We start from the raw sequence: 24,696 nt of genomic DNA, 5'->3' as shown, positions 1-24,696 counted from the left end.
ATGCAAAGATTAGAATTAAAGTTGAATTTATCAAACAAATTCCATTCTAATTGGTTTGTTCTGGGCTGTTTATCTTAAAAACAAAGCGATGCTGCTCCTAAAAGGCCTGCATCGTTGCCTAATAAGGCTTTTTTTATGGTTAATTTTTCCAAATAGGCCGGTGTTAACCAGTAGTTTAATTGCTTCTCCATGCTAGGCAAAATGAAGTCGTATGAGGCTGATAATCCGCCACCTATGAAGATATTTTTGATATCTAAAATACGAATTAAGGAAACAAGCATATCCCCTAATAAGGTGCCCACTTCGTTCCAAACGGCTAAGGCTAATTCATCCCCTTCTTCAGCTCCTACTACTAAAGCAGTCGTTGAAATAGTTCCATCAGCCGGAAGGGTCGTTTTGCCGGTGTAAGAGGCGCGCATAGCTGTTGCTAATTGCAATAATTCTTTCTTTCCTACATTGCGTTCTAATACTTTTCCATCTCGAGATGGTACATGACCTGGTTCCATGGCATTACCGTCACCTCCCAAGAAGATCTTGCGGTCGATAACAGCAGCTCCACCTACACCGGTTCCCAACGTAATGAAAACAAAGTCCTCAGGCATAATTGCTTTTTCTGGGGAGAAATAATATTCACCTAGAGCCGCTGCATTCGCATCGTTTTCCATAAAGAAAACGTGCTCAGGAAAGCGCTTCTCTAACATATCAATCATAGGTGAACCATCGATCTCAGGAATAGCGGTGATCTCAATTAAGGTGCGGCGATCTTTTGTTAGAATACCCGGAAGACCGATACCGATTTTCTTTACATTCTTATGTTGGTACAATTGCAAAGCAATCGCATCCGCTAAACGCTCCAAAAAGTGGTGTGATTCTCTCCAGGTGGCAGTGTCATAACTTTGAAAATTGTTGATTTGACCTGTGTCTGCGTGAACGATTCCCATTTTAACACCGGTTCCACCTACATCAATTCCTAAGTATTCTTCTGCTGCCATAATTTTTATTTATTGAATTACGAAATTGTCGATTTTTGACGTGAATTTCAAATCAAAAGCGTCTCAAGGGTAAATTTGCTCGATTTTTTCCAGGATTTGTGTAACTGCGGGACAGATTACCGCATTTTTTGAGGTCAATCCCAAAATCCCCATGATGTTCTTTCTGTCGGTGTGCGGGTATTCGCGGCAGGCTTTAGGGCGGTGATCGTAAATGCCACACTTGTTATCTGAAAGGTCTAAGAAGGGACAAGGGGCTGCTGGATACACCCAATCTCCGTCAGAATCTTGCACTAAATAGGCATCCAAGAAGGCTGATGTCTTCATTTTGAACAAATGAGAAACGCGCTGGATATCCGTGTCATTCCACATGGGGCTAGTCGTGCGGCAGCAATTGCCACAGGTCAAACAATCCGTTTTCTTGAAAACTTCGGTGTGAGCTTGAAAAAATTGCTGATCCAGATTCTTCGGCTTTCGTGCCACTAGACGTTGGATCAGTTTTCGGAAAGAGGGATCTTTAGTTTTCGCCATGGAAGCAAGAGCGGCAACGCGCCTCGTAGGACTCAGTTTCGCCTAATAAGACGGTTTGTTGTTGTTCCACCTTACGGTAAGAATAATGCGCAGCGGCACCGCAATTCACGCAAACCGCATGTACTTTTGTTACGAACTCAGCGATGGCCATTAGACGGGGCATAGGCCCAAAAGGAATGCCTTTAAAGTCCATATCCAGTCCAGCCACGATGATTCGCTTGCCTTGATTGGCTAAGGTATCACAAACTTCTACGATGTTCTCATCGAAGAATTGCACCTCATCTAAGCCGATCACATCACAATCGCCCGCGAGTAAGAGGATTTCACCTGAATTATTGACAGGAGTGGAGCGAATCGAATTTTGGTTATGAGATACGATATCTTCATCGTGGTAGCGCGTGTCTGCCATCGGTTTGAAGATCTCCACCCGCATTTGGGCAATTTTTGCGCGTTTTAAACGACGTATTAATTCCTCTGTTTTACCCGAAAACATCGAACCGCACACAACCTCAATCCAGCCTGCTGGTTGATTTCGTTCGGTAGATTTCGTATGGTTGGGTTCTAAAAACATAGGGCGTAAAAAGCCCCTGAAATTGCATTCAGGGGCTATAAGTCAAGTATTATTTCGAAGAAAAGGTAGCTGAGAAGTACTCGCGGTTCATACGCGCGATGTTCTCAAGAGAAATACCTTTAGGGCATTCTGCCTCGCAAGCACCTGTATTAGAACAAGCACCGAAACCTTCCTCATCCATTTGAGCCACCATCGCTTCTGCACGTTTTGCAGCTTCCACCTTACCTTGAGGTAATAGCGCCAGTTGTGAAATTTTAGCAGAGGTAAATAACATGGCTGAAGCATTCTTACAAGCCGCTACACACGCACCGCATCCGATACACGCAGCTGCTGCAAAAGCATCATCGGCGTCTTCTTTAGGAATAGGCAAGCTGTTTGCATCTTGCGCATTTCCTGTGTTGATCGATACGAAACCTCCAGCCGCAATAATACGGTCAAAAGCAGAACGATTCACCACTAAGTCTTTAATCACTGGGAATGCACTTGCTCTCCAAGGCTCTACCGTGATGGTTTCACCATCTTGGAAAGAGCGCATGTGCAATTGACAAGTCGTAACGCCACGGTTTGGCCCGTGAGGACGACCATTAATGTACATCGAGCACATACCGCAAATACCTTCGCGGCAATCGTGGTCAAACGCTACTGGATCATCTCCTTCTTCGATCAAACGGTTATTTAACACGTCAATCATTTCCAAAAATGACATATCTGTGGAGATGCCGCTCACCTGGTAGGTTTCAAACTTACCAGCTACGCTTGCATTCTTTTGTCTCCAAATTTTGAGTGTCAGGTTTAAATTTCCTTCCATTGTATCGAATTATTTATAAGATCTTTGAGCAATTTTGATGTTTTCGTATTTCAATTCTTCTTTGTGAAGTTTGAAGCTCGATTGTTTTTCGTATTCCCATGCCGCTACATACGCGTACTTTTCGTCATCACGAAGGGCTTCCCCGTCTTCTGTTTGGAATTCAGTACGAAAGTGACCACCACAACTTTCGTCGCGATCCAAGGCATCAATACACATTAACTCGCCTAATTCAAGGAAGTCAGCCACACGGCCAGCTTTCTCTAATTCAGGATTAAGGTTATCAATCTCACCTGGAATCTTCACATCGGACCAGAATTCTTTCTGTAGAGCTTGAATCTCCTTGATAGAAGCTTTCAAACCTTCTGCGCTACGAGCCATTCCGCACTCATCCCACATGATTTTACCTAAACGCTTGTGGAAGTAATCGACAGGCTTATTTCCTTTGATGTTCATCAAAGTTTCTAAACGATCACGTACCGCTTTCTCTGCCGCTACGAAATCTTCTGAATCCGTTGACATCGATGGTGTGCGAATCTCAGCTGCTAAGTAAGCACCGATTGTGTAAGGAATCACGAAATAACCATCTGCTAAACCTTGCATCAAGGCCGAAGCTCCTAAACGGTTTGCACCATGATCAGAGAAGTTAGCCTCTCCTAAAGCGTATAAACCAGGAACAGTAGTCATTAAGTTATAATCTACCCAAAGTCCACCCATCGTATAGTGAACCGCTGGATAAATACGCATAGGCACCTCGTATGGATCTTCCCCCGTAATTTGCTTGTACATGTCAAACAAGTTACCGTATTTCTCTTTTACGACTGCTTTACCCATCGCTTGAATCTCTTCGTCTGATGGATTGTGCATGTTATTTTTATTGGCTTCTCCTTTTCCGTAACGGATGATAGCTGCTGCATAATCTAAGTAAACAGCCATTTTAGAAGTACCTACGCCAAATCCTGCATCGCAACGCTCCTTAGCCGCACGTGATGCAATGTCACGAGGCACTAAGTTACCGAACGCAGGATAACGACGCTCTAAGTAGTAATCTCTTTCGTCCTCTGGAATCTCATTCGCTTTACGGGTATCGTTTTCCTTTTTAGGAACCCAAATACGACCGTCATTCCGAAGGGACTCAGACATCAACGTTAATTTCGATTGGTGATCACCAGAAACCGGGATACAGGTCGGGTGAATCTGTGTGTAGCAGGGGTTAGCGAAAAAGGCACCTTTCTTGTGCGCTTTCCAAGCCGCTGTTACGTTCGATCCCATCGCGTTTGTAGACAAGTAGAATACGTTTCCATAACCACCAGTACACAATAAAACGGCATGTCCAAAGTGACGCTCTAAAGCTCCTGTCACTGAATCACGAGCGATAATACCACGAGCCTTTCCGTCGATCGTTACGACATCTAGCATTTCATGGCGAGTATACATTTTTACGTTACCCATTCCCACTTGGCGTTGCAAAGAAGAATAAGCACCTAATAATAATTGCTGACCTGTTTGACCTGCCGCGTAGAAGGTACGTTGTACTTGCGTTCCACCGAATGAACGGTTAGAAAGCAATCCGCCGTATTCACGAGCGAAAGGAACTCCTTGCGCCACGCATTGGTCGATAATACTTCCCGATACTTCAGCTAGACGGTGAACGTTCGCCTCACGCGCACGGTAGTCACCACCCTTGATCGTATCGTAGAATAAACGGTAAACCGAGTCACCGTCGTTTTGGTAGTTCTTTGCAGCGTTAATACCTCCTTGTGCAGCAATTGAGTGTGCACGACGTGGAGAATCTTGGAAACAAAATACTTTCACTTTATATCCTAATTCAGCTAACGATGCAGCGGCAGAAGCACCTGCAAGGCCTGAACCTACGACGATGATTTCTAAGCTACGTTTGTTCGCAGGGTTTACTAAAGAAACGCTGGAACGGTATTTGGTCCATTTGTCGGCTAATGCGCCTTCTGGAATTTTGGCATCTAATTTTGTCATATCAATCGAATCGCTGAAATATTATTGAATCAAATGGAAATAAAAGGCAATCGGCATTGCAGCAAAAGCCGCAGGGATAACGATAGAAAAGATAGCTCCAATCGTTTTAATGGTAGGTGAGTATTTAGGGTGATTCCAACCAATGGATTGGAATGCACTTTGGAAACCATGTAATAAATGGTAACCTAGTGAAACACAACCTAACACATAGACCACAACGACTACTGGGTTCATGAATACCGCTTGCATCTCTGCGTACAAGGTATGGTCTTCTAATCCGTCAGTTAAACGAGAGAAGTACCAAAAATGCTTCAGGTGAAGAATTAAGAACAATAACAATAAAGTTCCTAGAAGGCCCATCGAACGCGAGTACCACTTGCTATTCGCCGCACCATCTACAACTGCATAAGCAACAGGACGTTTTGACTTGTTTTCAAACCAAAGACGCAGCCCATCTACAATGTGTAATAATAGACCCGCGAACAATACAATCTCCATCGTACGGATAACTGGGTTGTGAGCCATGAATTCAGCTCCTTCATTAAAAGCTACGCCACCGTCATTTAAAAAGATTAGGGCATTCAAGCTGCAGTGAACTAACAGGAAGCTGATTAAAAACAGGCCCGTAATGGCCATCAGGAGCTTTTTCCCAAGTGATGAATTAAGTGATTTTGCTAACCAAGCCATAAATAAATGTATTTGTTAAGAGGAAATAAAAATAATCGAACAGGTTCAATTTTTTTAGCTTTCAAAACTACAATCGAAACGCCGCTCTATCAAATTTAAAACGTAAAAAATCTGTTTTTTTTGAAAAAAACGATTTGCCTGCTTAACTTACAGCTAATCAAAAATGTTTTATGTTCCTTAAAAAGACAAGTCTCTATTTTCTGTTCCTGTGTTTGTTGAGCTTCGCTTCTCAAGCAACCCACTTAAAAGGGGGAGAGATATCCGTTAAACGGATTTCGGAGAAAACATTAACCTTTGAATTTACATTAACTACCTACACTGAAAATAACCGAGCGAACCAAGAGCAAAACGAAGTTAAATTTTGCTTCGGCGATGGTTCCACCACTTTAGTGGCTAAGCGCGCTACTGGATTTCCAGTCAATTTAGGTAATGGTACATTAAAAAATGTCTACATAATTCAATATACCTATCCTGCGGCATCCCTTTTCTATAAAGTATCTGTGGCAGTTCCTAATCGGAACGAAGGTGTACTAAACATAACTCGTTCAGTTGAAGTGCCCTTTTATGTGGAGACCATTTTCTCCATCAATGCCGGTTTAGGATTAAATTCTACTCCGATCTTGTTGAATCCAGCGGTGGATTTGACTGCGATTGTAGGACAACCCTTTATTCATAATGCCAATGCGGTAGATGCGGAGGGAGACTCTTTGGCCTACAGATTATCAGTCTCCAGAACCGGAGCAGAACTTACTTGTGATCCAGCAAGTCGCGGTTTATTGGCTCCTAATTTCAAGCAACCCAATGAGGTGTCCACCACGGTACCTTCTACCTTTTTAATCGATTCAAAAACAGGTGATCTAAAATGGAATTCGCCTCAGCAAGTAGGCTTATATAATTGTGCTTTCATCATTGAAGAATGGCGGAATGGGGTAAAGATTTCGGAGACGGTGCGTGATATGCAGATCGAAGTGAAAGATTTAGATAATAAGGGACCTAAAATTACGATTCCTGCTGATGTATGTGTGCAGGCGGGGACTAAGATCACTCAGACGATTACCGCCATCGATCAGGCTTCTAAAACGGGTAGGGTTGATCCTTTAACGATTACCAGTACCGGTAATGTGTATTCAATTGATACGGTATATGCTGTGAAGCCACCTTATGCCACTTTTGTAAGTACCCCGAGGCAGACGGTTACTCAAGCAGTGGGGACTTTTAATTGGCAAACAGATTGTATTCACATCCGAAAGGAGCCATATGATGTATTATTCAAGGTGGAAGATGTGCCGCCCATTTCCTTAGGTTTGGGAGGCTATTTAGTGGATAGTAAGTTGTGGAAAATTCAGGTGCAAGCTCCAGCGATAAAGAATTTGAAGACAACGATTCCCGTTCCTGCTACCGGGATTAAATTAACTTGGGATCCCTACAGCTGTGCCTTACCCTCCGCAAAAATTCGCGTTTTCAGGAAGATAGGTGATTGTTTCCAAGTAACTCAAAAAACATGTGAGACGGGAATGACCGCAACAGGTTTTGTGGAGATTGGTACGTTGACTTCCACAGAGACCTCCTTTGTAGATCTTTCTGTGGCGAAGAACATCAATTATAATTACATTCTTTTGGTTTCATTTATTGATTCCAAAGGTAATCTAGCTTACAGCCCGCTTTCTAATTCCTCTTGTAATTTAATTTTAACAGCCTCTTCGATTATGACCAATGTGTCTGTTAAAAAAACAAATAAAACGACAGGAGAGATTTTGGTGAAATGGACAAAGCCTCTCAAATTTAATCCATCGCTATATCCTGCCCCTTATTTTTATCAGCTTCAACGAGCAGAGGGCACCGCAATTTTAGACTATAAATCGATCGGATCTTTAATTCCAGCGAGTATTTCTACGGCTGTTAATGATACCACATTCACAGATACGGGATTAAATACAGAAGAAAAATCTTACCGCTACCGAACGTTATTTTATTATACGATTGATGGGAAACAGGTGTTGATGGACCCTCCATCAGGCGCTACTAATGTGGCTTTAGTGGCTAATTCAGGCATTAATTCAGTCAAATTAAGCTGGTCAGCTTCTGTTCCTTGGTCGAATGAAAATAAGGTGCATCGGGTTTATAGAGAATACCCGCGTGGGTCAGGGAAGTTTAATCAAATAGCAGCTGTGCCAGTAGGCGAATCAGGATCCTTTAAATTCACGGATTCGGGACAAGACAGTTTCGCTGGTGATGGGACCTTTAATTACACGATGAAAGTTGATTCCTCCTATTGCTATTATGTGGAGACCTTGGGAAGTTATGGAACAGGTTTGCCGGTGATGCAATTAATCAATGCCTCCCAAATCACCTGTGCTAAATCGTTGTCGGATATTTCACCTTGTCCTCCTAATCTCGTATTGAACGCGGTTGATTGTGCTGCTTTGGATGCCAAAGCAGATTGTGAATTCTCCAATTTTACGAACCAACTGACTTGGACACCTACCGTCTCGGGAATTTGTGATCCAGATATCGTCAGCTATAAGCTGTATTATGCGAAAGATCCTTCTTCTCCTTATACGGTCTTGTATACTGGGGCGAATACCAATTTTGCACATGTAATGGAGAAGAGTTTCCGTGGCTGTTATTATGTCACAGCCATTAGCGGCTTAGGTAAGGAGAGCGGGCCAAGTGCTAAATTATGTGTGGACAATTGTGCTTCATTTGATTTACCTAACATATTCAGTCCTAACGGAGATGGTTTGAATGATACTTTCAAACCGATGCGATGCCCTCGCTTTGTTACTCAAGTAGTCGCAACAATCGTTGATCGGAATGGACAATGGGTGTATCAATATGCTGGACCATTGGAAGGTTTTGGCTGGAATGGTACTGGATCTAATGGTAATCAAATGGCTGCCTCTACCTATTTTTACTCGGTAGACGTTATTTTTGATGTCTTAGATACAGAGAAACAAACCAAAAGCTTGAAAGGGTGGGTCGAACTAGTTCGCTAAGATGGACGGAATCGTATTAATTGATGGCAATTGCCGCTTTTGTCGCTTCTGCTCGAAGCTTCTAAAAAGAATGGTATCCTCAGACCTCCACATTATTTCTGAGACTTCCTTTACGGAGTTTCCCCTCCCAGCTATCGATAGTATCAAGTGGGTGGTGGGTCGCGACGTTTATGTGAAGTCAGATGCCATCTCTCGCATATTAGCTTATTCTTATTGGTATTTTCAACCTCTTCGTATCGTGTTTTTATTGCCTTCTTTTATACTGGACAAAGGCTACGATTGGGTGGCGAAGAATCGATTATTTTGGGGTAAATCGGTGGACGATTGTGCCATTTAGGGCTTTTGGCCTATCTTTGTGAAAATTTTAATCAAAAATCATTCAAATGAAAGCATATATTTTTCCAGGTCAAGGTTCCCAATTTCCAGGTATGGCAAAGGATCTTTACACGAATTTTCCTTTAGCAAAGCAGATTATCGATGAGGCAGATGCCATTTTAGGTTTCTCCCTATCATCTGTGATGTTCGAAGGAACGGACGAGGAATTAAAGCAAACGAAAGTGACGCAGCCTGCGATTTATTTGCATTCTATTTTGATTCCCAAATTAGGGAAAGATTTTGCTCCCTCTATGGTGGCAGGTCACTCTTTAGGCGAGTTCTCGGCCCTCGTTTCTGCAGGTGGCTTAAGCTGGCAAGATGGATTAAGATTAGTGTACCAAAGAGCCCTTGCGATGCAAAAAGCCTGCGAGATCGAACCAAGCACCATGGCTGCTGTTTTAGGCTTGCCAGATGCAACAATAGAAGAGATTTGCCAAGCTTACGGTCCATCCGTAGTAGCTGCGAACTTTAACTGCCCAGGCCAAGTCGTGATCTCTGGATCTGTGGAAGGTATCGAAGCAGTAGGCATACAATTAAAAGAGGCAGGAGCGAAGCGTGTATTGCCATTACCTGTCGGAGGCGCATTCCACTCACCGTTTATGGAACCCGCTCGCGTAGAGTTAGCCGCAGCCATCGAGGCAACTGAAATCGTTCGCCCTATTTGTCCGATCTTTCAAAACGTCAACGCTAAACCATCTCAAGACCCAGCCGAGATCAAAGCGAATTTAATTTCGCAATTAACGGGTGCCGTTCGTTGGACGCAGTCCGTAGAAGCCATGGTCGCTGCGGGTGCAACCGAATTCATCGAATGCGGTCCGGGTAAAGTATTGCAAGGCCTTGTGCGCAAGATCCACGCGGAGGCCGTTGTGTCTTCCTTTGAATTTGAATAATAGCCATTAGAATAATCGAATTTGATGCGCTGATTGTGAGCGCTTAAGCAAAAATCGAAGGAAATAATTCAATTATTTTTCCTGTAACGTTTGATAAATTGGGTGCAAGCCCTTACTTTTGCTACAGATTTTGGAATTGACCTATGGTGTAATGGTAACACACCAGTTTTTGGTTCTGGTTTTCTAGGTTCGAGTCCTGGTAGGTCAACAGAATTTAAAAGAGCTCATCGCAAGATGAGCTCTTTTTTTTATACCATTTTCTTCATCTTCTCCAGCCCCGTCTTCGCCACCTTCAGTGGATCCTGAGCCCAAAGTTCCTTGTTGAATAATTCGAGGGATAGAATAACTGGTTTTTCCGTCGGTTTTAAACGCTTGATGATTTCTTTAATCGGTGCTTCTCCATCGCCCGCGTAGATGCGGTCACCGTCAGTGATAGAGGTGGGTTTGATAGTAGTTACGTAGTCGTTTACGTGAAAGACCTCGATGGCATTTTCGCCTACGAGGTGGAGGCAGTCGATGGAGGATTCGCCTTTGTAGAGGTGAAAGACGTCTAGTAAAAGTTTTGCATTGGGTTGCCCGGCTTCGGCGGCTACGAATAGGACGTCAGCGACGCGGTTTAGGTTTTTCGAGTGTCCCCACATTTCGAGTTGGGGTGTGACGCCGGTGCTGACACCGATGTCAAGAATGGCACGGTAGCGCTCTGCGGCGCGGCGAAGGTCGAGTCCTGGTTCTTTAGTGGCGCCCATGGGTGGAGCTGCTGAGCGGAAACAGCCCAGCTGTGCGAGCATATCCATCTCGCGTTTCATCTGTTCTAAACCTTTTTTCCGAGTCACCTCATCATCCACAATCCATTGGGCAAAGCCGATCGCATTTTGGATTTTTATCCCCAGGTCATCGATGCGCTTTTTTGCCTCTAAAAGTGTGCCGCCTGATTTCAGGTAGGCTTCTAGCGTAGGAATCCAAATTTCACAGTGCTGATAGCCAGCCGCGGAGGCGACTTCGAGTTCTTTGATGAGCCCTAAATTTTGGCCCATAATCGTACTCATATTCAACGAAAATTCGAATTTTTGCGCCTTAGCTGTAGGAGTTGCGGAGGCAGAAAATGGTAGTAAAGCCGCTCCAGCCGCTGTTCCAGAGGCAAAAAGTAAATCGCGGCGACTAATTTTTGTCATATGATTTTGCAGATAGAATCGATTTCAAGCTAGTAAGGTCGCTGGATTTTTTTAATTGTTTGTAGGCATCTGCCCAGGTCCATAGGATCAGTGGAATTTCTTGGTCACCTAATTCGATGGTGGAGTTCACATTGGGTCCCTTTTTGGTCTTTATCACAATGACCCCATTAGCCCCTCTAACACCGTAGATGGCCGTTTGAGAAGGATCTTTTAATACGTTTACGCTCTCTATGTCATTCGGGTTAATGGCATTGATATTACCTGTTAGGGGGACATCATCAACGATATAAAGAGGGCCATTCGCATTGATGGAGCCTATACCTCTGATTCTGACCATCGTGCCACCGCCTGGAGAATTATCACTGCTGACGGTAACTCCGGCCGCTTGGCCTTGTATCTTTTGATTCACCGAAGCCGCGTTAACTTGATTAAGTCGATCTGCGGTGATGGTCGTATTATCTGCGTTCTTCGGGGTCTTTGAAAAGTTAATGGGATGAATTTGAAGGCTAATTCCAGCATTTCCTTTCTGATCTTTGCCTGTTACGAGCTCGATGCGATCAATAGAACGAAGAGGAACAATGGATGTTTCTCGAAACTCCTCTTGCGAAGTGGTAGCTGGCTCGTATAAATGAACGAAGAGCGTATCGTTTCGAAGGGTAAATTGTTGCTTCGGGTTTTCGAAATGCTTTTTTAGGAGGTCAAAAAAGGTATTTTTTTGGCCAAATAAAACCAGTGGGAAAAACAAGAGTACTAAGAGCTTTTTCATCGATTGATTTCGCCTAGCTTCTCATAGGAGAGAATCATCGAGCGAACGTTATGGTAATTTATTTTCCAGTTATGGGCCATGTGTCGCCAAATCGGCTCCCCTTCACGGGTCATCAGCGGCCACCATTCGCCTGTATTGCGGTTAATCATCTTATCGAACACGAAACGATGCACCTGTTCGTAAGCCTTCAAAAATTGCTCATCTTTCGTTAAAAGATAGGCATCTAGCATCCCGATGAGCATTTCTGCCTGCTGCCAAAACTCTTTTTCCAAATCCGTCGGCCCGCCACTGTGCGACCCCTCCACATAGACGCCACCCTGTTCCCAGTCGATGCCATTTTCCATGGAATGATAGAAGGCCTTCTTAATATTCGCCACATAAGGCGCGGTATCAATCTTGCCCACCTTCAACGCGTGTAACAAAAGCCACCCAAACTCCGAGTTATGTCCGTAGGAGGTATTGTCAACGGCTGAGGCTTTTTGGCCTCCATCCTGAAAACGATCCCATCCCCATACAATATCAAATTTAATCTGCGGGGCTACGCTCCAGTCCGCCCAAAACTGCGGAATCCCCGTACCCGACTCAGGGTCCATGATTTTATGAATTAATATATCGATCGACTCCTGTAATTTTCTACGGTGAATCTCTTTTCCACTTGCCTCGTACAAGGTCGTAAAGGCTTCCATTAAATGCATGTGCACATCTAAGGTCTTTCGATCACCTCCAGGTGCTCCCGGCCCCATGAGCGACCAATCCTCCCCAAAGAATTCCCAGTAACCGCCATAGTGAGTGTCCACAGCGTATTTTTGGAGTAAATCAAAGACCTTCTCCGCATATTCCAAACCTACCGGATCTCCCGTCGCCAAAGTATATTCACTCAAGGAGTAAATGGCAAAACTATGCCCATAGCCGATTTTCTGTTTGTTCGTCGCCTCACCCGCTCGATTAACCATCCAATGGAATCCACCATGCTTCTCGTCCCACATTTTGTCCAGTAAAAACCGAACACCATGCGCCGCCATCTCCTTCATCACTTCCCCACCAAAACCATGGCGATAGGCCTGCGAATACGTGAAAACCGACCGCGTCATCGCAATCAGCGACTTCTCGTCATCCCCAGCATCCTCTCCAAACTCATTGAAATGCGTAATAAACCCGCCCTGTGTTTGATCCACCGTCCGCTGAATCCAGAAGGGCAATAGTGACCCCTCCGTATATTCCTTGATTTCTGATCTAAGCGATTGAATGTCCATCTTGTAATTGTCTTATGGCTTCCGGACTCGCTGAGCCGGTTACGCCTAGTTGATGAATTGTTATATGTACGGCCAAACTCGCCAATTCACAAGCCTCTTCCACCGTAGCCCCCGCCGCTCTCGCCGCAGAGAATCCTGCCACTACCATGTCGCCAGCGCCCACTGTATCGATGGGTCCGCTCACCGGGAAGGCAGGATGGTGATGGTACTCTTGCTCGCTGGCATAAACCATTCCTTTTTCGCCTAAGGTAACCAAAACAGGTTGTTTTCTGTGTGTGGTCCAGGCTTGAATATGTTCTTTCGTGGCCGGTTTTGAATGAAGCTTTGTAAACTCAGCTTCGTTCACTTTTAGGAGCATATGTTTTGCATGGCTGCCCAGTGAACGCAGATCGGCTATTGCGTTTGTTTTATGGACTGCCTCGATGTGATGCGATTGCAAAAGGGATATACTGAATTGCTCATTAAGTATGATCCAATCGAATGCATCCGCCTGCAATACGTCGATTAATTCGTCTGTATGTGATTTGAAATTAGCAGACCTCGTCCCAAAATCAATTCGATTTTGCTCCACGATACCGTTCATCGGTTTCGTATACGTTGGGGTATCGATCTCGATTTCCTTTATGTTCGTGGAATCGATTCCTAAAGACTGCATTTGATGTGCCATCTCCCTACCGAAGAGGTCATTTCCACGCACCCCAAAGGCTGAAACCTGTACCCCTAAAATAGCTAGATTTTTTGCCACATTACCCGCACCACCTAAATAAGCACGCGGAACAGAGGCGAGATGCACTTCTTTTGCGGTTTCGATGGAAAATTCACCCGTTGCGGTTTGAATATCGAAATAGAAGTCCAAAGCAAAATCCCCCATGACCGCTACGCGCAGCTGTTGGATTTGGGCTAACAGGTTCTCCAATCTTTCCGAATTCATGTATGATAGGTTTAGCTAAAATTTCATCGAAAAATAGGGATATTTTCTTTAATTTTGATCATCTATTCATTCTAATTCTTAATTGTTTTGGCACTAATTAAATCAATCTCTGGCATACGTGGTACCATCGGTGGAAAACCGGGCGAAGGTTTAAGTCCTATCGATGTCGTTATATTCGCGGCAGCCTACGGTACTTGGCTTAAGAAAAAGGGGCATCCATCGAATTCGATCGTACTCGGTCGCGATGCGCGTATCTCCGGAGAAATGGTCAGTTCTTTAGTGGCCAATACCCTAATCGGTTTAGGCTGGAATGTATTGGATATCGGTCTTTCTACGACCCCAACCGTTGAATTAGCGGTGCCCTGGACGAAAGCGGCGGGTGGAATTATCATCACCGCTAGCCACAACCCAGCCCAATGGAATGCCTTGAAATTATTAAATGATCGCGGAGAATTCATCTCAGATCAAGATGGTAAAGACTTATTAACCATCGCAGACAATCAAGATTTTGATTTCGCGGACGTGATGAAGTTAGGTCAATTAACACAAGACGATAGCTTTCTACAGCAGCACGTGGATCACGTGTTAGGCTTGAGCTGGGTAAATAAATCAGTGATTGAGAAGGCGAACTTCCGTGTTTTAGTCGATGCGGTGAATTCTACAGGTGGAATCGTGGTGCCTATGTTATTGAAGGCCTTGGGTGTTCAGCATGTGGACGTGATTTTTGGTGAGCCGACGGGTCATTTCGGACACAACCCAGAACCACTTCCGGAAAACTTAACGGAGATGATTTCGAAAATAAAAGGGGGAAATTACGATTTAGGTATCGTGGTGGATCCAGATGTGGATCGCCTTTGCTTTATTTCAGAGGATGGAACGCCTTTTGGCGAAGAATATACCTTAGTAGCGGTGGCTGATTATGTGCTTTCAGTAAAGGCAGGTAACACCGTTTCGAACCTTTCTTCTACGCGTGCTTTAGCGGATGTGACGCGCAAAGCAGGTGGCGAGTATTTCGCTGCAGCGGTAGGAGAGGTGAATGTAGTGACGCAGATGAAAGCGGTGAACGCGATCATCGGTGGCGAAGGAAATGGGGGTGTGATCTTCCCTGAGTCGCATTACGGACGTGATTCTCTGGTGGGGATTGGATTGTTCTTGACGCATTTGGCAAACAAAGGCATCAAAGCATCCGAGTTGCGTGCGAGCTATCCGGCCTATGTGATTTCCAAAAACAAAATTGAATTATCCGCTGACCTGAACGTCGATTTAATCCTCGCGACGGTGGCTGAAAAATACAAGAATGAAAAGGTAAACACGATCGATGGCGTGAAAATTGATTTCCCAGATCGCTGGGTTCATTTACGCAAATCGAATACGGAACCGATTATTCGCATTTACGCGGAGGCATCTTCGGAGGCTGAGGCAGATACACTTGCTCAACAAATTATGGACGTGATCACCGAGATCGCGAAAGGGTAGATGGCAGATAAGACACCAATATATTTAGATAACGCGGCGACAACTCCGGTGGATCCGGCTGTTTGGGCTGAAATGCAACCCTATTTCGAGCATTTCACTGCGAATCCTTCATCGATTCACTCCCACGGGCGTCAAGCGAAAGTGGCGGTTGAAAAGGCGCGTAAAACAATCGCGAATTTATTAAATGCGTCGCCTTCTGAGATTTTATTTACTTCAGGAGGAACGGAAGCGGATAACACGGTCTTGCAATCGGCCGTTTTACACGGTGGATGCAAGGTAATAATCACTTCGCCTGTAGAACACCACGCGGTAATACATACGGCGGAGGCTTGGTCGAAATTGGGATTAGCTGAATTGAAATTAGTTCGCGTAAATCCGGATGGAGCGATTGATTTAGCGCATTTGGAAGAATTATTGTCTTCATCTGAGAAGGCGATTGTGAGTTTGATGCACGGGAACAACGAGATCGGTAATTTATTGGATTTACACGCAGTGGGAGACCTTTGCGAGCAATACGGTGCCTTATTTCATTCGGATACGGTTCAAACCATGGGCCACTACAAACACGACGCCTCAGCTTTGAAAGTCCATTTTATGGTGGGTGCCGCGCATAAATTCCATGGTCCTAAAGGTATCGGTTTCTTGTACGCAAAAGCGGGTACGAAATTCAGTCCACTGATGCACGGTGGTGCGCAAGAGCGTAACCAGCGTGGTGGTACGGAGAATGTGTATGGTATGGTCGGTATTGCCAAAGCCTTAGAATTAGCCTACTCTGCCATGGACGAGCACGCAACCTACATCAAAGGCTTGAAAGCTTATTTCATCGAAGGATTACAAAAACAATTTCCAGGAATTTCCTTTAATGGAGCCTCTGGGGATGTAGAAAATAGCTTATATACGGTATTGAACGTGCGCTTCCCATCGGTGGCGGACGGCGATATGCTGTTGTTTCAATTAGATATCGAAAAGATTTCTGCTTCAGGCGGTAGCGCTTGTTCGAGCGGAACATCCGTGGGATCTCATGTGTTGACAGCCTTGAACCCGACAGCGACGGGTGCAGCTGTTCGTTTCTCCTTTAGCAAAAATAATACCCGAACGGAGATCGATCGGGTATTAGAAGTATTGAAAAATATCGTGTCCTAGTAGGCGCGAGCAAAGATCACTCTGCGGCTGGAAGGTGCTCCTGTTAGGATGCATTTTCCAGCTTCTTCTTTTGCATCTAGTGGTATACAACGAATCGTCGCCTTCGTCAATTCTTTGATTTTCTCTTCCGTCTCAGACGAACCATCCCAGTGCGCAGAAAGGAATCCACCGTCTTCGATTTTAGCTGTAAACTCTTCCCAGCTGTTCACCTCGAACGTATTCGCTGTTCTGAAATCAAGTGCTTTTTGATAAATGCTTTTTTGGATGTCTTCCAAAGTATCTACAATTACGTCTTCGATTCCCTCGAATGGCATACTCGTCTTCTCTCTCGTGTCGCGACGCGCTAATTCGATCGTTCCATTTTCCATATCCCGGTTACCGATCGCAAGACGTACCGGAACCCCTTTTAATTCGTATTCAGCGAATTTGAAGCCTGGGCTTTGGTTCTCAGCGAAGTCAAACTTTACCGAAACCCCACGAGATTTTAACGCTTTTACTAATGGATTAATACGCGCTTTGATATTTTCTAATTGCTCGTCTCCTTTGTAGATCGGTACGATCACGACTTGGATGGGAGCTAATTTAGGAGGCAAGACTAAACCTTGGTCATCCGAGTGCGCCATAATTAAGGCACCCATTAAACGGGTGGAAACACCCCAAGAAGTTCCCCACACATAATCCAATTGATTTTCCTTGTTAACGAATTTTACGTCGAAAGCTTTAGCGAAGTTTTGGCCCAAAAAGTGCGACGTTCCCGCTTGTAGTGCTTTTCCATCTTGCATCATGGCTTCGATACAATAGGTTTCATCTGCTCCTGCAAAACGCTCATTCGCCGTTTTAATTCCTTTCAATACCGGCATCGCCATAAAAGTCTCTGCGAATTCGGCATACACCTCTAACATCTGCTCGGTCTCTTCGATTGCCTCTTGCTTTGTTGCGTGTGCCGTGTGGCCTTCTTGCCACAAGAACTCAGCCGTACGCAAGAACAAACGCGTACGCATTTCCCAACGTACCACGTTCGCCCATTGATTAATCAATAAAGGTAAATCACGGTAGGATTGAATCCAGTTTTTATAAGAGGACCAAATCACCGTTTCCGATGTAGGTCGCACAATTAATTCTTCTTCTAATTTCGCATCTGGATCGACGATCACTCCTCCGCCATTCGGATCATTTTTTAGACGGTAGTGTGTTACGACGGCACATTCTTTGGCAAAACCCTCCACGTGAGAGGCCTCCTTCGAAAGAAAAGACTTAGGGATAAAAAGGGGGAAATAGGCGTTTGTATGGCCTGTTTCCTTGAACATATCATCTAATGCGCGTTGCATCTTTTCCCAAATGGAATAGCCATAGGGTTTAATGATCATACAGCCTCTCACCGCTGAATTTTCAGCTAGATCTGCTCTCTTCACTAATTCGTTGTACCACTCAGAATAATTGTCTGCGCGGCTTGGTAGGGATTTACTCATAAATTATGTTAAAATCGTAATGTAATGTTCGTTTTTTCGTTTACTTTACGTTTGAAAAATGGAACGTTACAAAGATACGTTTTGTTAGCCTTTTAATTGACATCATCCGCTAAAAACCATGAAAAATCAATCCTTTGCTTATTTATTGCTTGTAGGATTTGGAATCCTTTCCAGCTGCGTGAATGTGACGAATAATTCTTACGCGACAGATGATTTATACGATGAGTCGAATCGCAGTATTCAGGTGGCTAAAGTTCAGGCCGCTAAAGCCGCTAAAGATAAGAAATACCTTGATTTTCAAGATTTAGAAGAGTCGGATGTTGAAGCTGAAATTATTGAAGAACAAGAAGGCTTAGCACAAGAGTCGTTTACGCGTGTTAATCCTAATTTATATCAATCCGCTTACCAGCAAGGACTTAATGATGGTTTATTCAATAGCCCTTATATGGGATATGGCTATCGATACACGCCATTTAACTATTGGAATCCTTCCTTTTCATATTTTGGTAGGCCTATCAGAACTTTTGGATCTTTTGGTATAGGTATGGGTATAGGAGTTTCGGTTTTCAATCCTTATTCATTTTACTCTCCATTTAATGATCCATTTAATCCGTTTTTTGACCCCTACTATAGCGCATTCTACAGTCCATTTTACAGCCCCTTTTACAATCCTTATGGGTTTAATAATTACTACAGAACCTATAACTACTATGGTCCAGGAGGATTCAATACAGGGTTTGGTGGTCAAAATATAGTAAATGATACGCGTGAGCGAAGAAACTTTGGGCCGCGTGAGGATCGTTCATCAAACCGTAGTTCAGGTGGTAATTATTCCAATTCACCTCGAGGTGGGAATAATTCCTATAATACGCAAGGAAATAATTTACCAAGGGTGAATACTCAACCATCCAATCAATCTTCTGGTTCGAGTACTCAACCGGCTTATGTGGCTCCACGCCGTAATTCGAATTACGAATATAAGGCGGCGCCAGTAGAGGGAGGGCAAAGATCGAATAGCAATTCATCTCCTTCTTATAGTAGTCCAAGTTCTGGCGGAAGTTCCGGCGGGAGTAGTGGAGGTGGTTCTAGTCGCGGTCCTCGTTAATTTACGATCATGAAAAAAGCTCTTTTCTTACTAATCAGCGTGTTTACGCTGAGCGAGGCTATGGCCCAAATCTATACTTACCCAGGTTTAGCTAAGCAATTTTCGACAAGCTATTCGTCTGGAACGGCTCGAATGCAGGCATTAGGTGGTGCAAATAGTGCATTAGGTGCTGATTTAAGTGCTATCTCAGGAAATCCAGCTGGATTAGGTTTTTATACTCGGTCAGAAGTGAATATGAGTCTTGCTTATACGGGGGTACAAACGAAATCGACTTATTTGTCATCCACGGATGAAGCATCAGACAGTCAGTTACAAGTGCCTACTTTAGGGATGGTGATTTCGAGTAATACGCTTAGTGGGGGTGATTGGCATGGATCGTTTGGTTTTGGCTATTCAAGACAGGCTATTTTTATACAGCCAATTCGGGTTTCTGGAACTAATAATCGCAGTTCATTACTTGATAGTTTTATAGAAAAGGCAAATGATAAAGAGGCAACAGGAGCTAGCTTAGATGATGAGTATGATACTAGCTCTGGAACGGCATCTTCTGCAGAGGCCTTAGCCTACCAAACCTTTTTAATCAACCCGAATTTTAATACGGGTGGTGCTCCATTTGAGCGTTTTCAGCCTTTATTGCCCACTAGTCAGGTAGGATTTGCTTCTAATTCTGGCGCATTAACCTCCTGGGATTTTGCTTATGGCGCTTCTTATCGAGATAAATTTTATTTAGGTGCTGCTTTGCATTTTTCTAAAATAACTTCTAGTTCCACGACTAATTGGAAAGAAGAATACATCGGGGCAAAGCAGGTAGCTGGTTTTCAATATGATGAAACTTTACAAACAAATGGATCAGGAATTGCCCTTAGCCTTGGCGGTATTTATAAAGTAAATTCATCTCTAAGACTTTCGTTTGCCTTAAGAACACCTACCTATTATGATCAAATGAATGAAACCTATGACGCGCGTTTAAATCCGAATGTCATCGGAATTCCAAGCATTGGGTCTTCTGGAAATCCCATTACCATTACGAAAGTGAATCCAATCCGTTTAACGACTAATGAATTTACTTACCAATTCTTAAGTCCATTGAAGATTTCAGGAGGCTTCGCTTATTTCTTCTCGAAGAGAGGTTTTCTGACTGCTGACTTAGAATATGTCGGTTATGGTGGAATGAAAGTATATTCCGCTGAATTAGGTGGCTCTGCTAATCAAGCATTTCAGACAAAATACAATAGTCAAATCTCCCGCAATTTTGAAGGCGCATTGAATGTGAAGGTGGGTGCTGAAATTCGCGTTTTACCTATGTTGAGTATACGAGGTGGTGCTGCTATGTATGAAGGTGGTTATGCACCGAGTTATGATTCGATTAATCGCAATTCTTTTCTATTCTCTGGAGGAATTGGATACCGAAGTTCTACTTTCTATATAGATTTGACGGCCATTCAAAGGACACAGAAAGATGCCTATACACCATATGCGTTAAAGAATGTAGAAGATTATAGCTCTGCCTCCTTGAACCTGAGCTCCACTCAATTCATGTTGGGAGGTGGGATTTATTTCTAAACTGGTAAGTATTGGTCTAATAGCCAAAGTAATTGACTTACGGTAATTTCTCCGTCTACTTGGATATCAGCTTGCTGGTAAAAAGAAAGGCGTTCCTCGAAGGTTTTTTTGATGGAGGCGATGACAACTTCTTCGCTTTGGGACTTATCCAGTAAAGGACGGTTGTTTCCTTGCGCTTTGTATAAACGCGTCGCTAAATCAGTCACATCTACGTTTAGGAATACGCTAACGCCATTTTGCTTAATAAAGTCCATATTGTCATTAAAGCAAGGTACTCCGCCACCCGTTGCGATCACCATCGATTGATCCGGTTGAAAACCACGCAACGTCTTTTTTTCTATTTCGCGGAAATGCGCCTCGCCAAAATTCGAAAAGATCTCCGATACCGTCTTCTGTTCACGGGTTTCAATCAACTTATCCATGTCCATAAACGAGTAACCGATATTCTTTGCTAATTCTTTCCCCAGGGTGCTTTTACCCGAGGAGGGCATTCCTACTAAATAGATATTCTTCATTCTGGTTTTTATTCTAGGCTTTGTTGAATCTCATCCGCTGAGGGTAGGGCGTAGGAAGACCATTTTCCTCTCACTGTCCCATCCTTTAATAACCACAAACCTGGGCTAGAGCGAACGATTGTTTTAAGTATTTTCGTGTCAGCTGATAGGGCTGGAAACGCTAATTGGTATTTATGTCGCAGGGCATTGACCTCGGCATCCGGAGAGGCAGAAACAAGCCAAACCGTAATATTCTTCAATCCTTTCGTTAATTGCTCAATTTCTGACAATGCCCCCTCATTCATGTGATGAATGTTCGGGATAATAACCATCAATTTTGACCCTTTAAAACTCTCTTGTGTATAATTGGTTGTATCCCCTTCCGCCCACAATTGGTAGTCTGTAATCAAGGGTTTTGCTTCTTTTTCATTCGTCGCTTGCATGGAAATGAATTGCGCCGTCGTATCGGTAGGCATTTCACTTAGCTCCGTTTCAACCCCTTTGATTTTGTATACATAGGAGAACTTTAGTGGCTCGCGCTCCTTCATATTGCTTGGAATATGGTCGCCTACCGCATAGGGTAATCCATCGCTGATAGGTAAATGTAAATAGCAGAATATCCCCAGGGCAATGCTAGCGACGGCTGTAGCTGCCACCCATTTGCCCGTTTTTTTGTCTTTAGGTTTCTTCGTAACGAGTAAAATGGCAGTCAGAACGAGTAGGAAAATGTCTTTTCCAAAAGACGTCCAGGGTGTTAATTTGATCGTTTCGCCAAAGCATCCACAGTCCGTCACCTTATTAAAATAAGCGGAATAGAAAGTCAAAAATCCAAAGAAAGCTAGGATACCTACAAAGGCATATAAAGTCTGTTTGATGCGGTAATTCAGGGCTAGTGCAATCGCTAAAACGATTTCTAAACTGCTAAGAAGAATGGATAGAATCAGCGCATATGGAATCCAAAACTTCCAAAAACCTGCCATAAAGGCGAAGTCTACAGAGAATACGTCAAAATATTCTTCCAGTTTTAGTTGGGTTCCTATCGGATCATTTAATTTAATGAGACCGGAGAAGATGAAAATTCCTACCAATAAAAACTTCGCGATTTTGGTCATTATTGCTGTTGTTGCTGCTGTTGCTCGCCTTTCAATGTGATTAGGCAGAATACGGCATAGTTAAGCATGTCTTGGTAATTAGCCTCAACTCCTTCGGAAACAAGGGTTACGCCATCATTGTTTTCGATTTGCTTTGTGCGGAAAATCTTCATCAGAATCAGATCCGTCATGCTGCTAATGCGCATGTCGCGCCAAGCTTCGCCGTAATCGTGGTTCTTATTGCGCAATAATTCCAAGGTGATTTCTACTTGCTCATCGTAAATGCGGCCTAATTCCTCTGGGGCAAATTCCATTTGATCGGAACCTTCCAGCGATTTTTGGATTAGCGCGATGATGCAGTAGTTGATGATTCCAATGAATTCTCCTTCGATGCCATCTTCGATTTTTTGTGCTCCTTTCTCTTGGATGCTGCGAATGCGTTGGGCTTTAATGAAGATCTGATCGGTTAAGCTAGATAGTCGTAAAATTCTCCATGAAGTACCGTAATCTTTGTTTTTTTTATCAAACAAGGCTTTGCAGAATGAAATTACTTGGCGATATTCGATTTCGGTTTGGGAAGGCGTTGAGTCCCTATTCATAGAATCAGTTTTTAGACGATGCTCACGTTTTTATAGCCTACAAAATTATTTAAATTATCCTAAAATTCACTCGATTTGGACGCTCTTTTTTCTACAAGTCAAACAATCCGTTTAAATGGGCAATTGCTTGATTTTTCGAAGCCCAAAATCATGGGAATTTTGAACATCACCCCCGATTCCTTTTTCGAAGGAAGTCGCGTAAGCTCTGTTGATTTAGCCTTGAAACAGGCATCTTCCATGATCGATGCTGGTGCCTTGATTTTGGATATCGGCGGACATTCGACTAGACCCGGGGCAGCACCTGTGAGCCCAGAGGAAGAGATTGAGCGGGTTTGTCCCATTATTTCGGCTATTTCCGCGGCATATCCATCTGTTATTATTTCCATAGATACCTACCGTGTTGCGGTTGCGAAAGCAGCTTTAGCGGCGGGTGCGCATCTGTTTAATGACATCGGTGCCGGTCAAATGGACGAAGGCGTCTTTGATTTCATCGTTAAGAATCAAGTTCCTTATATTCTGAGTCATAGCGTAGGGCGTTTCGAGCAAGTTCATGAGGTGCCAGATTACCAGAATGTGGTAGCAGAAGTAATACACGATTTATTGCCAAAAGTCCAGGAGCTTCGTGCCCGCGGTTTTAAAGATCTGATTGTGGATCCAGGCTTTGGCTTTTCTAAATCATTAGATCATAATTATACCTTATTGGCACATCTTCGTTCATTCAAATTATTAGGTGCGCCCATCTTAGCGGGCTTGTCGCGCAAGACGATGATTTGGAAAGAATTAGGTATTGCAGCAGATGAAGCTTTGAACGGATCCACCGTTTTACACACCATTGCTTTATTACAAGGAGCCTCTATCTTGCGCGTTCACGATGTGAAGCAGGCCAAAGAAACCATACATTTAGTTCAAAAACTACAACAAAATGGCATATCCCATTTATTATAAAGGTACTTGGCAAGACCCCGAACAGGTGACCGTTTCCGTCAAGGATGTAGGTTTTTTGCGCGGCTTTGGCATCTTCGATTTCTTCCGTATCATGGATGGAAAACCCATCTTTATGTCGGATCATTTGGATCGTTTTTTGAGTTCAGCCTCGAAAATGGGTTTGTCGCATAGCTATTCTAAAGAGTCGCTAGCTACGTTAATTAATGAGATCGCGGCTAAATCTGTCGATCCTTGCCTCGGAGTTAAATTGGTTTTAACAGCTGGATTTAGTTTGAATGGATTCGATCCAGTAGGCGAATCAGAGTTATATATTTTCCCTGGGGTATTCACTTTTGCAGAGCCTACTAACGGAATGCGTCTGATAAGTCGGGAGTACAAGCGCGAAATGGCCGATATTAAATCCTTGAATTATGCTTTCGCCTTACGCGAAATGCCTGCAGTTCGAGCAGCAGGTGGCGATGATTTGATTTACCATACTCCTGAGTTTGGTGTCTCAGAATCGTCTCGCTCTAATTTGTTTTGTGTCAAAGAGGGTGTGATTCACACTCCTGCAGACCATATTTTAGAAGGAATTACGCGTAAAAAGGTGATTGAATTAGCTTCCTCTTTTTACGAGGTCCGTGTGGGTGCTTGTTCTTTAGCAGATTTCATGAATGCGGATGAAGTATTTACGACAGGAAGCACGAAGCGCGTCTTGCCTATTCTCTCCATAGATGGGAAACAAATAGGAGATGGGAAGAGGGGTGAGGTGACGGAGAGGCTGTATGGGATGTTGTTAGGCTCAGAAGCCTAATAAAGCATAAAGAATAGAGCATAAAGCATAAAGTCGGAATCCTCTGCGAGGATGATTTTG

The 24,696-nt window shown here is 43.7% G+C and carries 23 protein-coding genes and 1 tRNA gene; 10 read left to right on the top strand and 14 right to left on the bottom strand.

The annotated features are described in order from the left end of the window. Positions 1-74: 74 nt before the first annotated feature. The 6 genes from ACRZ9O_RS05460 to ACRZ9O_RS05435 form a co-directional block, all read right to left on the bottom strand. Entirely contained in the window at positions 75-992 is a 918-nt protein-coding gene (locus tag ACRZ9O_RS05460) for an ROK family protein (protein ID WP_459457134.1), read from the bottom strand. Between the two features lie 63 nt (positions 993-1,055). Continuing rightward, positions 1,056-1,520: a YkgJ family cysteine cluster protein gene (locus ACRZ9O_RS05455; RefSeq protein WP_459457132.1), complete on the bottom strand. Its 465-nt coding sequence runs from the start codon at positions 1,518-1,520 to the stop codon at positions 1,056-1,058. Then, positions 1,507-2,091 (bottom strand): thymidine kinase, encoded by a 585-nt coding sequence (locus ACRZ9O_RS05450; RefSeq protein ID WP_459457131.1) that lies wholly within the window; start codon positions 2,089-2,091, stop codon positions 1,507-1,509. The genes ACRZ9O_RS05455 and ACRZ9O_RS05450 overlap by 14 nt, the downstream gene beginning before the upstream one ends. A 49-nt stretch (positions 2,092-2,140) precedes the next feature. Beyond that, positions 2,141-2,899 (bottom strand): succinate dehydrogenase/fumarate reductase iron-sulfur subunit, encoded by a 759-nt coding sequence (locus ACRZ9O_RS05445; protein ID WP_459457129.1) that lies wholly within the window; start codon positions 2,897-2,899, stop codon positions 2,141-2,143. Between the two features lie 9 nt (positions 2,900-2,908). Continuing rightward, positions 2,909-4,888 (bottom strand): fumarate reductase/succinate dehydrogenase flavoprotein subunit, encoded by a 1,980-nt coding sequence (locus ACRZ9O_RS05440; RefSeq protein ID WP_459457127.1) that lies wholly within the window; start codon positions 4,886-4,888, stop codon positions 2,909-2,911. A 21-nt stretch (positions 4,889-4,909) separates the two neighbouring features. After that, entirely contained in the window at positions 4,910-5,575 is a 666-nt protein-coding gene (locus ACRZ9O_RS05435; protein ID WP_459457125.1) for a succinate dehydrogenase cytochrome b subunit, read from the bottom strand. A 170-nt stretch (positions 5,576-5,745) separates the two neighbouring features. Here ACRZ9O_RS05435 and ACRZ9O_RS05430 point away from each other — a divergent pair, with 170 nt between their 5' ends. From ACRZ9O_RS05430 to ACRZ9O_RS05415, 4 genes are all read left to right on the top strand, one after another. Then, positions 5,746-8,571 carry a T9SS type B sorting domain-containing protein gene (locus ACRZ9O_RS05430; protein ID WP_459457123.1) on the top strand — a complete coding sequence of 942 codons (2,826 nt, stop codon included), beginning with the start codon at positions 5,746-5,748 and terminating at the stop codon, positions 8,569-8,571. A gap of 1 nt (position 8,572) precedes the next feature. Beyond that, positions 8,573-8,908: a thiol-disulfide oxidoreductase DCC family protein gene (locus tag ACRZ9O_RS05425; RefSeq protein WP_459457121.1), complete on the top strand. Its 336-nt coding sequence runs from the start codon at positions 8,573-8,575 to the stop codon at positions 8,906-8,908. A 46-nt stretch (positions 8,909-8,954) separates the two neighbouring features. After that, a complete protein-coding gene (gene fabD / locus ACRZ9O_RS05420; protein WP_459457119.1) occupies positions 8,955-9,836 on the top strand; it encodes an ACP S-malonyltransferase in 882 nt (293 codons plus the stop codon). Between the two features lie 137 nt (positions 9,837-9,973). Then, a tRNA-Gln gene (locus ACRZ9O_RS05415) sits at positions 9,974-10,044 on the top strand. Between the two features lie 40 nt (positions 10,045-10,084). Here the strand turns inward: ACRZ9O_RS05415 and ACRZ9O_RS05410 are convergent. Genes ACRZ9O_RS05410 through ACRZ9O_RS05395 form a run of 4 tightly spaced genes read right to left on the bottom strand, consistent with a single transcriptional unit; the run spans position 10,085 to position 13,958 of the window. Continuing rightward, complete coding sequence (locus tag ACRZ9O_RS05410; protein WP_459457117.1) at positions 10,085-11,008, bottom strand: sugar phosphate isomerase/epimerase family protein; 924 nt, start codon at positions 11,006-11,008, stop codon at positions 10,085-10,087. Next, complete coding sequence (locus tag ACRZ9O_RS05405; protein WP_459457116.1) at positions 10,995-11,774, bottom strand: TonB-dependent receptor plug domain-containing protein; 780 nt, start codon at positions 11,772-11,774, stop codon at positions 10,995-10,997. The genes ACRZ9O_RS05410 and ACRZ9O_RS05405 overlap by 14 nt, the downstream gene beginning before the upstream one ends. Continuing rightward, the gene (locus ACRZ9O_RS05400) at positions 11,771-13,027 is read right to left on the bottom strand and encodes an AGE family epimerase/isomerase (RefSeq protein WP_459457114.1); all 1,257 of its coding nucleotides are present in this window, start codon (positions 13,025-13,027) and stop codon (positions 11,771-11,773) included. Before ACRZ9O_RS05400 ends, ACRZ9O_RS05405 begins: the two co-directional genes overlap by 4 nt. Then, positions 13,008-13,958 (bottom strand): bifunctional heptose 7-phosphate kinase/heptose 1-phosphate adenyltransferase, encoded by a 951-nt coding sequence (locus tag ACRZ9O_RS05395; RefSeq protein WP_459457112.1) that lies wholly within the window; start codon positions 13,956-13,958, stop codon positions 13,008-13,010. The genes ACRZ9O_RS05400 and ACRZ9O_RS05395 overlap by 20 nt, the downstream gene beginning before the upstream one ends. Before the next feature lie 87 nt (positions 13,959-14,045). Here ACRZ9O_RS05395 and glmM point away from each other — a divergent pair, with 87 nt between their 5' ends. Together glmM and ACRZ9O_RS05385 are read left to right on the top strand one after the other, a co-directional pair. Then, positions 14,046-15,434, top strand: a complete 1,389-nt coding sequence (gene glmM / locus ACRZ9O_RS05390) for a phosphoglucosamine mutase (protein WP_459457110.1) — start codon at positions 14,046-14,048, stop codon at positions 15,432-15,434. Then, the gene (locus tag ACRZ9O_RS05385; RefSeq protein ID WP_459457108.1) at positions 15,435-16,577 is read left to right on the top strand and encodes a cysteine desulfurase family protein; all 1,143 of its coding nucleotides are present in this window, start codon (positions 15,435-15,437) and stop codon (positions 16,575-16,577) included. Here the strand turns inward: ACRZ9O_RS05385 and proS are convergent. Beyond that, positions 16,574-18,046 (bottom strand): proline--tRNA ligase, encoded by a 1,473-nt coding sequence (gene proS / locus ACRZ9O_RS05380; RefSeq protein ID WP_459457106.1) that lies wholly within the window; start codon positions 18,044-18,046, stop codon positions 16,574-16,576. The two genes, ACRZ9O_RS05385 and proS, sit on opposite strands and share 4 nt — an antisense overlap. Before the next feature lie 118 nt (positions 18,047-18,164). Between proS and ACRZ9O_RS05375 the strand changes: the two genes are divergently transcribed. After that, positions 18,165-19,151, top strand: a complete 987-nt coding sequence (locus tag ACRZ9O_RS05375) for a hypothetical protein (RefSeq protein WP_459457104.1) — start codon at positions 18,165-18,167, stop codon at positions 19,149-19,151. A 9-nt stretch (positions 19,152-19,160) separates the two neighbouring features. After that, positions 19,161-20,714: a hypothetical protein gene (locus ACRZ9O_RS05370; protein WP_459457102.1), complete on the top strand. Its 1,554-nt coding sequence runs from the start codon at positions 19,161-19,163 to the stop codon at positions 20,712-20,714. On the opposite strand, the gene ACRZ9O_RS05365 is transcribed toward ACRZ9O_RS05370, so the two are convergent. The 3 genes from ACRZ9O_RS05365 to ACRZ9O_RS05355 are packed head-to-tail and all read right to left on the bottom strand — an operon-like array spanning position 20,711 to position 22,898. Next, positions 20,711-21,229, bottom strand: coding sequence for a shikimate kinase (locus tag ACRZ9O_RS05365; protein WP_459457100.1), 519 nt, complete (start codon positions 21,227-21,229; stop codon positions 20,711-20,713). The genes ACRZ9O_RS05370 and ACRZ9O_RS05365 overlap by 4 nt on opposite strands. Before the next feature lie 8 nt (positions 21,230-21,237). Next, positions 21,238-22,320: a BT_3928 family protein gene (locus ACRZ9O_RS05360; protein WP_459457098.1), complete on the bottom strand. Its 1,083-nt coding sequence runs from the start codon at positions 22,318-22,320 to the stop codon at positions 21,238-21,240. Beyond that, positions 22,320-22,898 (bottom strand): DUF1599 domain-containing protein, encoded by a 579-nt coding sequence (locus tag ACRZ9O_RS05355; RefSeq protein WP_459457096.1) that lies wholly within the window; start codon positions 22,896-22,898, stop codon positions 22,320-22,322. Before ACRZ9O_RS05355 ends, ACRZ9O_RS05360 begins: the two co-directional genes overlap by 1 nt. A 150-nt stretch (positions 22,899-23,048) precedes the next feature. On the opposite strand from ACRZ9O_RS05355, the gene folP reads away from it, so the two are divergent. Continuing rightward, positions 23,049-23,843 (top strand): dihydropteroate synthase, encoded by a 795-nt coding sequence (gene folP, locus ACRZ9O_RS05350; RefSeq protein WP_459457094.1) that lies wholly within the window; start codon positions 23,049-23,051, stop codon positions 23,841-23,843. Next, positions 23,821-24,636 carry an aminotransferase class IV gene (locus ACRZ9O_RS05345; protein ID WP_459457092.1) on the top strand — a complete coding sequence of 272 codons (816 nt, stop codon included), beginning with the start codon at positions 23,821-23,823 and terminating at the stop codon, positions 24,634-24,636. Before folP ends, ACRZ9O_RS05345 begins: the two co-directional genes overlap by 23 nt. Positions 24,637-24,696 lie beyond the last annotated feature (60 nt).

The sequence above is a fragment of the Aquirufa sp. HETE-40SA genome (assembly GCF_054558635.1).
Note: the sequence above shows the minus strand (reverse complement) of the source record. Positions and strands in the feature narration are given on the sequence as shown.

Excerpts from the sequence above, each read along its gene's own strand:
- ACRZ9O_RS05460 (WP_459457134.1), bottom strand. The coding sequence starts at position 992 with ATGGCAGCAGAAGAATACTTAGGAATTGATGTAGGTGGAACCGGTGTT.
- ACRZ9O_RS05455 (WP_459457132.1), bottom strand. The coding sequence starts at position 1,520 with ATGGCGAAAACTAAAGATCCCTCTTTCCGAAAACTGATCCAACGTCTA.
- ACRZ9O_RS05450 (WP_459457131.1), bottom strand. The coding sequence starts at position 2,091 with ATGTTTTTAGAACCCAACCATACGAAATCTACCGAACGAAATCAACCA.
- ACRZ9O_RS05445 (WP_459457129.1), bottom strand. The coding sequence starts at position 2,899 with ATGGAAGGAAATTTAAACCTGACACTCAAAATTTGGAGACAAAAGAAT.
- ACRZ9O_RS05440 (WP_459457127.1), bottom strand. The coding sequence starts at position 4,888 with ATGACAAAATTAGATGCCAAAATTCCAGAAGGCGCATTAGCCGACAAA.
- ACRZ9O_RS05435 (WP_459457125.1), bottom strand. The coding sequence starts at position 5,575 with ATGGCTTGGTTAGCAAAATCACTTAATTCATCACTTGGGAAAAAGCTC.
- ACRZ9O_RS05430 (WP_459457123.1), top strand. The coding sequence starts at position 5,746 with ATGTTCCTTAAAAAGACAAGTCTCTATTTTCTGTTCCTGTGTTTGTTG.
- ACRZ9O_RS05425 (WP_459457121.1), top strand. The coding sequence starts at position 8,573 with ATGGACGGAATCGTATTAATTGATGGCAATTGCCGCTTTTGTCGCTTC.
- fabD (WP_459457119.1), top strand. The coding sequence starts at position 8,955 with ATGAAAGCATATATTTTTCCAGGTCAAGGTTCCCAATTTCCAGGTATG.
- ACRZ9O_RS05410 (WP_459457117.1), bottom strand. The coding sequence starts at position 11,008 with ATGACAAAAATTAGTCGCCGCGATTTACTTTTTGCCTCTGGAACAGCG.
- ACRZ9O_RS05405 (WP_459457116.1), bottom strand. The coding sequence starts at position 11,774 with ATGAAAAAGCTCTTAGTACTCTTGTTTTTCCCACTGGTTTTATTTGGC.
- ACRZ9O_RS05400 (WP_459457114.1), bottom strand. The coding sequence starts at position 13,027 with ATGGACATTCAATCGCTTAGATCAGAAATCAAGGAATATACGGAGGGG.
- ACRZ9O_RS05395 (WP_459457112.1), bottom strand. The coding sequence starts at position 13,958 with ATGAATTCGGAAAGATTGGAGAACCTGTTAGCCCAAATCCAACAGCTG.
- ACRZ9O_RS05385 (WP_459457108.1), top strand. The coding sequence starts at position 15,435 with ATGGCAGATAAGACACCAATATATTTAGATAACGCGGCGACAACTCCG.
- proS (WP_459457106.1), bottom strand. The coding sequence starts at position 18,046 with ATGAGTAAATCCCTACCAAGCCGCGCAGACAATTATTCTGAGTGGTAC.
- ACRZ9O_RS05375 (WP_459457104.1), top strand. The coding sequence starts at position 18,165 with ATGAAAAATCAATCCTTTGCTTATTTATTGCTTGTAGGATTTGGAATC.
- ACRZ9O_RS05370 (WP_459457102.1), top strand. The coding sequence starts at position 19,161 with ATGAAAAAAGCTCTTTTCTTACTAATCAGCGTGTTTACGCTGAGCGAG.
- ACRZ9O_RS05365 (WP_459457100.1), bottom strand. The coding sequence starts at position 21,229 with ATGAAGAATATCTATTTAGTAGGAATGCCCTCCTCGGGTAAAAGCACC.
- ACRZ9O_RS05360 (WP_459457098.1), bottom strand. The coding sequence starts at position 22,320 with ATGACCAAAATCGCGAAGTTTTTATTGGTAGGAATTTTCATCTTCTCC.
- ACRZ9O_RS05355 (WP_459457096.1), bottom strand. The coding sequence starts at position 22,898 with ATGAATAGGGACTCAACGCCTTCCCAAACCGAAATCGAATATCGCCAA.
- folP (WP_459457094.1), top strand. The coding sequence starts at position 23,049 with ATGGGAATTTTGAACATCACCCCCGATTCCTTTTTCGAAGGAAGTCGC.
- ACRZ9O_RS05345 (WP_459457092.1), top strand. The coding sequence starts at position 23,821 with ATGGCATATCCCATTTATTATAAAGGTACTTGGCAAGACCCCGAACAG.